Origin of the sequence: Psychrobacillus sp. INOP01 (assembly GCF_018140925.1) — a bacterium.
Lineage (GTDB): Bacteria > Bacillota > Bacilli > Bacillales_A > Planococcaceae > Psychrobacillus.
Genome location: NZ_CP073315.1, coordinates 2,969,785 through 2,980,395, shown reverse-complemented (window position 1 = coordinate 2,980,395; position 10,611 = coordinate 2,969,785). Strand labels below are relative to the sequence as shown.

6 protein-coding genes are annotated in these 10,611 nt (G+C 37.9%); all 6 read right to left on the bottom strand.

All coding sequences use genetic code 11. The features are described from left to right. Positions 1 to 30: 30 nt before the first annotated feature. The 6 genes from KD050_RS14850 to KD050_RS14825 all read right to left on the bottom strand — a co-directional run bounded on the left by KD050_RS14850 (position 31) and on the right by KD050_RS14825 (position 10,526). Complete coding sequence (locus KD050_RS14850) at positions 31 to 1,662, bottom strand: S-layer homology domain-containing protein (RefSeq protein WP_211893114.1); 1,632 nt, start codon at positions 1,660 to 1,662, stop codon at positions 31 to 33. Positions 1,663 to 2,200: 538 nt separating this feature from the next. After that, entirely contained in the window at positions 2,201 to 2,857 is a 657-nt protein-coding gene (locus KD050_RS14845; RefSeq protein ID WP_211893113.1) for a M73 family metallopeptidase, read from the bottom strand. 33 nt (positions 2,858 to 2,890) lie between these two features. After that, complete coding sequence (sipW, locus tag KD050_RS14840; RefSeq protein WP_211893112.1) at positions 2,891 to 3,505, bottom strand: signal peptidase I SipW; 615 nt, start codon at positions 3,503 to 3,505, stop codon at positions 2,891 to 2,893. A 33-nt stretch (positions 3,506 to 3,538) separates the two neighbouring features. Then, on the bottom strand, positions 3,539 to 4,354 hold the full coding sequence (locus KD050_RS14835; RefSeq protein ID WP_211893111.1) for a SipW-dependent-type signal peptide-containing protein: 816 nt from the start codon (positions 4,352 to 4,354) through the stop codon (positions 3,539 to 3,541). A 161-nt stretch (positions 4,355 to 4,515) separates the two neighbouring features. After that, complete coding sequence (locus KD050_RS14830; protein WP_211893110.1) at positions 4,516 to 5,118, bottom strand: TasA family protein; 603 nt, start codon at positions 5,116 to 5,118, stop codon at positions 4,516 to 4,518. 623 nt (positions 5,119 to 5,741) lie between these two features. Next, positions 5,742 to 10,526 (bottom strand): endonuclease, encoded by a 4,785-nt coding sequence (locus tag KD050_RS14825; RefSeq protein WP_211893109.1) that lies wholly within the window; start codon positions 10,524 to 10,526, stop codon positions 5,742 to 5,744. Positions 10,527 to 10,611 lie beyond the last annotated feature (85 nt).

Below are 10,611 nucleotides of genomic sequence, written 5' to 3'. Positions count from 1 at the left end.
TATACTATCTGCCGCTCTGGCAAGTCTATTTTATTTTATATATGTTAGTGAATTGATAAGAATTTTGGCCGCTTGGCCGCGTTTTGCTGTGTTTTCTGGCATGAATTTGCCGTCTGAACCACTTATAATTTTAAATGTAGCGAGCATAGAAATCGCGGCTTTTGTTTCGTCGTCGTAGTGGTCGATATCTGAAAATGGCGCTGGAATTTCCGTTGTGTATGGATTTCCTGTAACGGATTCCACTGTTCGTTTCAGCATAAGTGCCAGCTGTGCTCGTGTTACATATTCGGTTGGACGAAACTTCCCGTCGCTTCCTTTAATAATGCCATATTGATAAGCAGCTGCAATCTCTGCTTGTGTTTCTGCAGCGTAAATTCCAATGTCTTCGAATGGTGCAGCTTTATCTGTTTTAAGTTTTAATGCGTTTACGATGATTGAAGCTGCTTGTGCACGTGTAATTTTATGTTCTGGTTTAAATGTACCATCTGGATAACCCTTCACTACTCCAGCAGCCACGGCTTGTGTAATATAGTCCTTTGCCCAGTGTTGTTGAATATCCGGGAAAATTACAGGTGTTACTCCAGTAGTAATTGCAGCAGTTGGGTTCACTGTACTCGCATTGCCGGAAGCATCTAAAGCTACTACTGTAAACGTATATGCTTTATTTTCTTCTAGATTTCCTATTTCATATGTGAGTATGTTTCCAGTTACTTGCCCTACTAATTCTTTCCCATTATAGATTGCGTAACCAGCTACTCCTGTATTGTCAGTCGCAGGCTTCCAACTCAATGTTGCATTTGTTTTGTTGGAAACTACTATACTTAGAGTATCCTTTGAAACCCATGGATAGCTTTCTACTAATTTCTGATTGAATAAGTCTGAAACTACCTTATAACCTGCTTCACTTAAATGGATATTTTTCGGATTTGGTAGGTTTGCTGCGTAATTTTCTGCAATTTTTTCAGCAGTTGGGATGAAAGCTGCAGTAGTGCCAGTCATGCCAGTTTGAATTGCCCCATTTAGTCCATTCATTAACTGAGCAATTTGGGTTTGGTACTTCTCATCCATTTGTGGGAATGGATTATAATAGCCCATTACATATACTTGAACATCTGGATTTAGCTTATAGATAGCTTTTAACATTTGGCTATAATTAACGCCAACCTGTTGGATAGAAGCCATGATTTTTGCTAAATCTACCGTTGGAACACCAGTAGTAGCATCTACTTTAAAGTATGGTAGAATATCATTTGCTCCAGCACTAATAGTGATAATATCTGCTGCTGCGATAGACTTATGCAACTCAGCAGTATCGCCTTCATTGCCAATTCCAAAAACTGGCTTGGTCACATTTGCTTGAAGATCCTTTAAAATATCTGAGGTCGTATAACCTGGCAAAGTAAAGCCTTTGTTGAATGAGTTCAAAACATCCTTAGATTTCAAGGCCTCTGCGATGAAATCCGTATAGCCACTTCCAAGCTTACTATCTGGCGTAACACCAGTAGCCAACGAATCTCCAAGTGCTAAATAATTTACCGGAGTAACCCAAGTTGGTGTTTCTGTATCCGTTTCAGCTGCAAATGAAAGACTTGGAATAGCTACTAGCTGTAGTACAAGTGCAAGGACAAACAATAATCTAAATTTCTTCAATGCTTTTTTCAATTCTCTACCTCCCTTTCCCTAAATAAAAAACTATATTACAGATAATTATATTCTATTTTAGAGGTTCATAATCCTCTATCCTTTCCTAAGAAAATCTATCTGCTAGAGCCGCAAAAAACAAGTGTCTAATCATCCAAAGTACAAAGAACTAATACTAATATAAAGAGTGCATATTATATATTTCACACACAACACGATACTTGCGTTCACCTGGTGGATACTTGCTTTCGATGGAGCGGTACTTGCGATTTGGTGATGTTTACTTGCGGTTCTGTTTGAGTTACTTGCGCTCAGTGGAGATTTACTTGCGGAATAGGAATTTATACCACATTTTATTGTTTAACAAATAATCTGCCCAAAAAGTTTGTGAATATTTTTTCACATTGTGCTCGAGTAGTTGAATTTGATGGGTGTCCTACTGTAAAAGCTTAAATAGGATATTTTTATCCATCTCATATTCACCATAGTCTTGACGAAAACGAAAAAGCTGCCAATGCACGATACGCCATGCATTGGCAGCTTTTCAAATCTTAGTGTCTTATTGAGCTATCTTCATCCGCCTATAATGTCTGATGATCATCAACACAATACCACCCGCCACAAGTAAAGTACCTAACAACATCAGAATAATTATATTTGTCGATGTGGGAGGGAGGTTGGACCCGCCTGGTGTTGGACCGACACTTGCAACATGTCCCATTGTCATAGCTTGAACCGTCGTACCTTCTTTTCCTTCCGCCGTAAAAGAGAAAACAAAAGCCGATTCAAGTCCTTGAAAATCATTTCCAAGATGCTCTGGAAAACGAATAGTGATATCTAAATTTTCTTCAGTGCCACTCGTTAGTTCTCTTTCAGGCAATGATTCAAATTCGGCCAGTTTCCCTTGATACAATTCTTTGTCACCTGCTTTAACTTCCAGCAATAACTCATTGAAAAGCTTTTTTTCTCCACTGTTTTGCAACTGCATATAGTAAACAAAATCTTTGCTTCCGGAATTCTGAACTGTAATGGTCCGAGGTGCCCAATCACCGGGCTTCATGTTGCTAATATCAAATAAATTCTCTTTTGATGAAAGACTGATGTCTAATTCATTCTCAGCCGTGTCGTTTTCAGCTGCAAATACATTTGTCACGGGATAGAAACAGATCATACTCAACAAAAGAAGAAATGGGAATAACCGATAGAATTTGGTCATGGTAATACCTCCTTACATATTCTATAGACCAATTCAGGAAGTACTTTTTCCGCCATCTTCCCCTACTATGTCTACTTGTTCTTTCGGACGCAATTCCATAACAGATATCACTTTCCAAATCGTAAATGCGGAATAGATCAGCAACAGGAATCCAGGTATCAAAAGAAGTAATGCGCCATTCTTAGACTGCGAAAAATTAATGAAGTATCCAACGTAAGGTAATGTGAAACCGGTGTATTTTGCTACCACATTGTCTGAAAGAACCGGATTCATATCCTCCGCATTGTTGTTATCTCCTTTTGTCCGGTAAAGTACGGAGTCACCAGTTCTGACTACCTCTGTGATTCTGTGTGTAATCAAAATGTCTTCTTCTGCCTGGAATGTAATGACATCGTCTTTTTCGTAGCCAGTTTTAACTACAGCCGACTTGACGGCGATGATGGAGCCTGTTTGAATCCCTGGTTCCATCGATCCCGACAGAACTGTTTTTAATTGGTATCCAAAAAATTCTGGTTCTCCACCCGAGGCTTTCGATATTACTACTATGGTAGCTACGCTGATAAGTAGAATCATCAATATGCCGGAGACAATGTTATTTACCCACTTTTTTATCTTTTGCTTTTTATTCGTTTTAGGTTTCGTTCTCATTTATATCACCTTCTGCTTTCTTTATGTTTTTACTTATTTTACGGCGTCGGTTATTTCGTTGTTTTCTAAATTAACATCTTTTTTAGAATCCTTTTCAGTCGAAATCTCATCCTTGGATTCTTTTACAGATTCGTCATTGATCTTTGGTTCTTTTTGACTTTCATCGTTGGACTTCTGTTTCTCATCCTCTTTGCTATCTTCCACGTCTGCTTTATTCGCGTTTCCTTTCTCCGCTTTATTGTTTCCATCTTCTAATTCATTTTGTTTCTCAATAATCGGTTCGATCGTTTCTACGTCTTCTGGTGCTTTTTCTTTTTCATTTTCCACATTAGGTTCATCATCTTTATCCTTGCAGTCTGCCTTGGCTTTCTCACTTGAAGCTGCATCTTTTTCCTTGCAGTCGACCTCGCCTACAGCATCCTTTTCATCTTTGTCCCCACAGTCAATCTCATTTTCGTCGCTTGGTATTACATCCTTTTCACTTTCTTCTATAGGATTATCTTCGTTGTCCTCGGGGTCGACAATGATTTCCTCGCTCGGTAACCCATCTTTCCCGGTTTCTTCCTTAGAATTGTCATCTTTGTCCTCACGGTTAAACTCGATTTCCTCTCTCGATCCCTCATCAATTGTGTATCCCTCACCACATCCATTAACAAGTACTTGCGGAACTTCCCATGTACCAGCAGTGATTGTCTGAGAGACCTCCGACTGGCTGCTGAGATATGCGGATGTGTCTGATGACATATAACCGACGCCAAAGATGGCTAAGTAACAAATGAATGCAATTTTTAAATACAGGAAAAGGTCGTGTTTCTTTTTCTTATATCTGCGTCTAGGTTTGCTTTTCAATCCGATTCCGCCTCTCTAATTTTTATCGTGGAATATACTTAAATATATTCCTCAAAACATAAAATTATTGTTATATGTTGAGAAATATACATAAGGAAGGGCACCGACGGATTAGTGAAATAAAATAAGGGAGGAGAAGAGCTCTCCTCCCAGAATTTATGTTACTTCGCTGATCCTGCTGTCTGTTGCGCATTAAACTTCCACGTTAAAGATAGGTTTGCTTTTTGGTATGCATTTTGGTCTGCACCATTATCTTTAAATCTAAATTTCACGTACATATTATCTTTTGTACCCGCTAGTAATCCGTCCTGTTCTCCACCCTGCCATCCTAACCATCCTCTAGGGGATGTATTATCAACGGCATCTAGCGATAATGCTCTTAATTCATTTAAAGTCTTGGAAGCAATCACATTGCTGTCACCTAGTATACTGCCTTTATCCTCGTTTCTAAGGAATTCTACTACGATGTGATCTCCAAAACCTGCTACCGATTCAGTATATTCAGTAGTCAAAAATACTTTAGAAATATCAAGGGTACCTTTGTTTTCCAATTTAAAAGTACGATTCATCCAGTCACCAGGCTTCAAATTGTCCACTTTAATAAAAGTTTCGGGATTCACTGCCAAATCCAGCGTACCAGCAGCAAATGTATTATTCTCGCTTACTGCTACATCATTGAAATAAGCATAAGTTCCTCCGCCAATCATACTAATAGCCAATCCACCAGTTAAAATACCCATTGCTAACTTTTGTTTAATACCCATTTTTAATTTCCTCCAATTAATTGTAGTTTTTAGTTTTGTTATTGCTGGGCCTTACTCGTTTTCTTTTTCAAACTTTGTTTCGAAGTTACTTTTGCTAAGGGAGACTTGGTTCCATGCACCATTTCATAGTCCAATAGCTGTTTTGCTTCGAGTGTTTCACTTTGTCAGAGGTGGTTTATAACCCCACTCTAGAGAAGTCTTTAGCTAAGACTCTTATTGCATAACTAGTTCCTCAGCCTGTAATAGCGATAGATAAAAGAAGTATAATGCCACTATTCTTTGATATTCAATTCTGTATTTAAGCACCTCTCTTTATGTAATTCACCTCTTCCTTTAGATTTCGTTTTGATGCTCATGCAATGGAACTAACTTCAGTATATACAGTGAGAAACAATCGAGCCTCCCTCAAATGGGTAGTTTTTGGCTCTTCAGTATTCTCCTTTTGGGTGATACCTTGGTATACTTTCGTACCATTCAAGATGATATCCATACCAACCCAAAAAAGAAAAACCCTGCAGAGATTCCTCTCCACAGAGCCTTCCTATCAATCTTCAACTAAATTCAAATCCAGTTTCTTTAGAAACAAATTATCTGATTTTTTTTAGAGCTTGGCACAAAAAAATTTACCAAATTAGTTCAGCAAATTCGGGGTGGTCGATGAATGGGTTTCGATTGCCTTGCCATTTTTGGATGACGTCGTTGCGGTTACGTTCGAATTCGTCTACTGGATCTTGTTTATGCCATTCAAGTAGGACTGAAAGTTTGCCGTGGTATGGTGCACTTCCATTACCTAGCTTTTCATTCAATTCTAGGTCTACTTTATCGCCTTTTTCATAGCGTGTTGCCATATAGAATAGAATTCGTGCAACATCACCTTTTACGCGATTTGGTGGTTCAAAAGAGTTAGAAGTTCGTTTACATTCAGCACAATTTTTTACCGAACTCCCACCATTTCCAAAATCTAAACTCCCTCTAGAGCTATTTACTTGCATATCTGTTGGACGCAGGTGATGAATATCTGAACCTGGTCCATTACTTGTGCCAAAATTTCCATGTGATTTTGCCCAAGTATGCTCTCGGTTCCATTGTCCGACATCTCCGCCGTTACTACTTTTTGAACGTGAATCTCCAGAATAAAATAAAATAACATTGTTTTTATTCTTAGGATCTTCATCTGTTTCGCGAAGTGCTTCCCATGCTTTATCGTAAGAAAGTTGAGTATGATCATCAATAATTTCATGTAATGCTGTTTTTAATGCTTCGCCTTCTTTACCGAATGCATCTTGATAATAGACATCTAAAGGAGAATCAATTGAAGTTACATTTACACTAAAATTTGTAGTTACACTTTTTTCACCATCTGAAGCCGTCACCCCAACAATATGGCTTCCCTTTTCAAGGGTAAGCTTTAGAGTAGATTCAGTTATAGTCCCTTTAGTAGAAGTAAAAGTCAGTTTATCATTCTCCAGATCAGAAAAATGATCTGTTAATAAGATGGAAATAGACTCTCCAACTTTTATCGTTGCATTAGGAATTTCCTTTTTCACTATAGGTGCTTTGTTTCCACCAGGTAAAGAAGGAACCTCAATGGGTTCCCCTTTCACATTTGTAAATTTAATTGTATTTGCACTTGCATCATTGATATATTCAATTTCTTGAATACTTTCAGCACCACGGATTTCCTTCACGTTAGTACCATCAATGATAACTTTTTTGACTGTTGTAGCTTTGAAATCAATAATTGTCCCAGCATTTGCTGGTTTAACCGTGACAGAATGCTTTGCAAAACCTTCTCCTTGGAATTCACCATAAGCTCCAGTAAATAAAATACCTTCTGTAATAGTCGACTGATCATCCAGTATTACCGATACACTTGGTTTACCAATCGTCAATTTTTTAGTCGTAAGGTTTTTGATGTCATATGCTTTTTCAGCCTCAATAGGTTCTTCAACATCATCAGCAAGTAAATCAATTTGAACCATTACAGGGTCGTGGTCACTTGCGCGTCCAGCCATATCTGTAAAGTCTGCATTGATATGAAGAATATCAATTTCTGTTTTCTTTACAAGGTTGTTAGTAACTAAAATATGATCTAGTACTTGTGAGTTTCCTTGGAATACATATGTGTAACGATCAGACGTTTCCACTTCATTGATCATATTCTTCATGTGATCACCTTCGTGGATTTTTAATGCATCAGAGAATTGGAAGTCATTAAAGTCACCAAGAGATACAACATTCGCATCTGGATTTTTTGTTTTAATGTCCTTAACAAAATTAGACACTACGTTTGCAATTTGTTCACGTTGCGCTTCACTTCCATAAACGGGTGGTTGTTGTGAACCGAATAATGGAGTATCTCCATTTTTTGAGTTCCAATGGTTCGCAATGACAACAACACTTTCACCTTGGAAATTAAATTGTGCTGCTAAAGGTTTACGGCTACTATTGAATGCAGCATTGTTTGGATCAATTCGTCCAGGGTTTAATGTTAATTTCTCATTTACGTAACCAACAGCGGTTGTTGCATTTCCTGCAGTAATTCCTTCTGGTAAGGACACACGCTCAGCATTATATAAGAAACCTACGCGAATATTAGCATCAGGTGCCCCACCGTCTTGGTTTTTCACTGGGTCGATATTCAAATATTTATATTTCGGTCCGCCTGCATTTTCAATCTCAGTGATCAGTCTTTGATAACTTTGGTCAGCATTAGAATCACCAGCAGTTTGACCGTTATTGTCTTGGACTTCAGTCACTCCAACAATATCAGGACCTTGCATATCTTTTGCAATAGCTCTTGCTAATTTTTTTGCTTTATCAACTGTCGTTGACTGTGTATTATTAGAGAAATTTTCTAAGTTATAAGAAGCAATCGTTAATTTGTCATCTTCTTTAACAATCTTTGTTTGTTCTGGTTTTGCTGTTCCTTTTGAATGCTTTTGTTTCATCTCATCTAAAGAAACATAAATTTTATAGTTTTGGAATGAATAACCAACTACTCCATTGATCGGCCCTGTAAATTTATCACCAGTCGCCACTTCAAAATCACGTGCTGAACTGTTCGGCTCTAAACGGAATTGGATACGATCTACGTTTTGGTTATCTTTTTCTAGCAAAATTCCACCTTGTAAAGAATTTGTTTGTTTGCTTTCAAGAACAGTTACTATATCTCCGTGTTCTTGTGGAGCCACTGCTTTGACATTACCAACTTCTACACGCATTCCTTCAATACTTTCCCAGAAATCAAGTGCGTCTACATCTGGGTTAAATTGAGCTAGTTGATCACTGTCTATAGATTGAGTCGGTAGGTTCTTTTCATCAATGATGATTGGTTTTGGTAAGTCCATACCTGATTGAATAACTTTAACATTACCACCTTGATCATCACGAACATTGATTTGCGTTGTTTTCATATCAGTTAATTGACGTTCGTTACCCGCATATCCATCATAAACATACTCACTTACTTTACCAGTAACAGATACTAAATCCCCTACATTTACTGGCCAAGCATTTTTGCCACTAAAAAGAAGAATTGCTTCAGACGTTTTTGCATCAGTATCGGCAAGTGCGTCTGGTGTTTGTATATGGTAGTAATTTGCAGTACCTAATTTGAAAGAATATGTTACAACACCTTGAATATTTTCTACATTTTGACCTTCAAATGATGATTTGTGGTTAGCCCCTTGAATGTCGTGGATCTGCAGGCTATCTGTAATTTTATATTCGAAAGTTTTTACTTCACTGAACTTCGCATCAGCGGTTTTTACAACTGCTTTGATTGTCGTATCTTTTGTAATTTCGATTGGCGCTTCGTATTTTACACCATTAGCTACTGGATCTGATTCATCTATCGTGTAAAGAATCTCAGCATTAGATGTGTTTGAAGTCAATGTAACTGTTTTGCTTTCTACATATGTTCCGCTATCCGGATTAGCAAAAACAGGTTGGATAACAGAGCTATCAGCAATAATATCTTGCTGAGAACGTGGGATGATTTGGTACGTATCTTTAAACTGAGACACAATACCTGTGATTGATTCATATGTTGTGCTTTCAGCAAGACCTAGATCACCGTTTTCATCACGAACTGCAACTGTCGCACCATCTGCTATTGCAGTGTAATTACCTGAACCAGCATTTGCAGTGAGTGTTACGTTATTAATCGTTACTAGTTTCGATTCATTTTCTTCCACTAATTTATCTCCAGTGATAACTACAGGTGCTGGAACACTAACATTATTACCTTTTTCCACTATTGATGCAGGATCAATTTGTAAAAGACTGTTAAACTCTTTTAAAGTACCTTTTAGCGTAACTTCATCACCAATTTCAATAGCAAGTGCTGTTGGACGTACAGCGATTGCTGCTGTTTGATCTTGGAGTTGAATCGTATTTTTTAGCTTAGCTGTTACGATCCCTTTTACAGTTACTTCTTGATTTAATGCTTGTTTACGTGCATCTGCGATTGACATTACTTCAACAGGTACTTCAGGATCTGCTGCCGCAACTGCTGTTGTCGCATCACTTGTTATAGATGTTTCATTTTCACCTTTTATGATGACTTTAATAAATTGGCCTTCTTGTTCTGTAGCTAATGCTAATGTTGCATTTGTAGCACCATTTATATTTGTGTAAGTACCGTCCGCTGTATCAGACATTTGCCATTGGTACGTTACATTTGTTGCACCTTTGTTTGCTGAAGCTGTTAAAGTTTCGCCTACTTTTGCCGTTCCAGTGATTGTTGCCGATGTTACTTCAACTGGCTCAGTTGGTTCTGGAGGTGTTGAACCATCCATAATATGGGAGCCTAAATTCGAAAAGTCATCTTGTGGAAGACTTGACCACTCAATAGATGGATCAAATGAGTCGTTAGTTACGGTGTCACCAGATGTAACTGAACTGTTGCGGATAAGTGTCATTTCTGAAGTAGCTACATCATTTGCTTTCCAGTTAGTTCCTGGATCAATCCCTACTTGTCCCAGAGAATCAACTACATCATCCATTTTCTTCAGAACAATAGCATCGTCGCCATTAAATGTTAATACTTGACCACCTACTTGGTCTCCTACACTTTTTATACCATTGGCTGCCGAAGAATTATAAACTACATGAACGTCTCCATTAGCTAATGTACCTGTTAACGGGACAGTATAAGTTGCTGTATTTTTTCCATTATTATATTGCTCCAACTTATAATCACCCAAATTAACTACAGAGCCAGTCCCGTTATAAATCTCTATTGCTTTGTTATCTGAACTACCCTCAATATACTCCGAAATAATCAAGTCCGTTGCATTCGTAGCGGCTACTACATTTGATGGTATTGCTGGCAGAACTAAACTGGCTACTAAACTAGCTGATAAAAAAGCTTTAATTGGTTTTTTCCAATTCCTTTTACTCATCTAAACAATTCTCCTTTTATAGGGATTTTTTTGTTAGTTATTTAGATTGCGAAACCTTCTACCGCACGTGCAGAAGGTTTCGCAA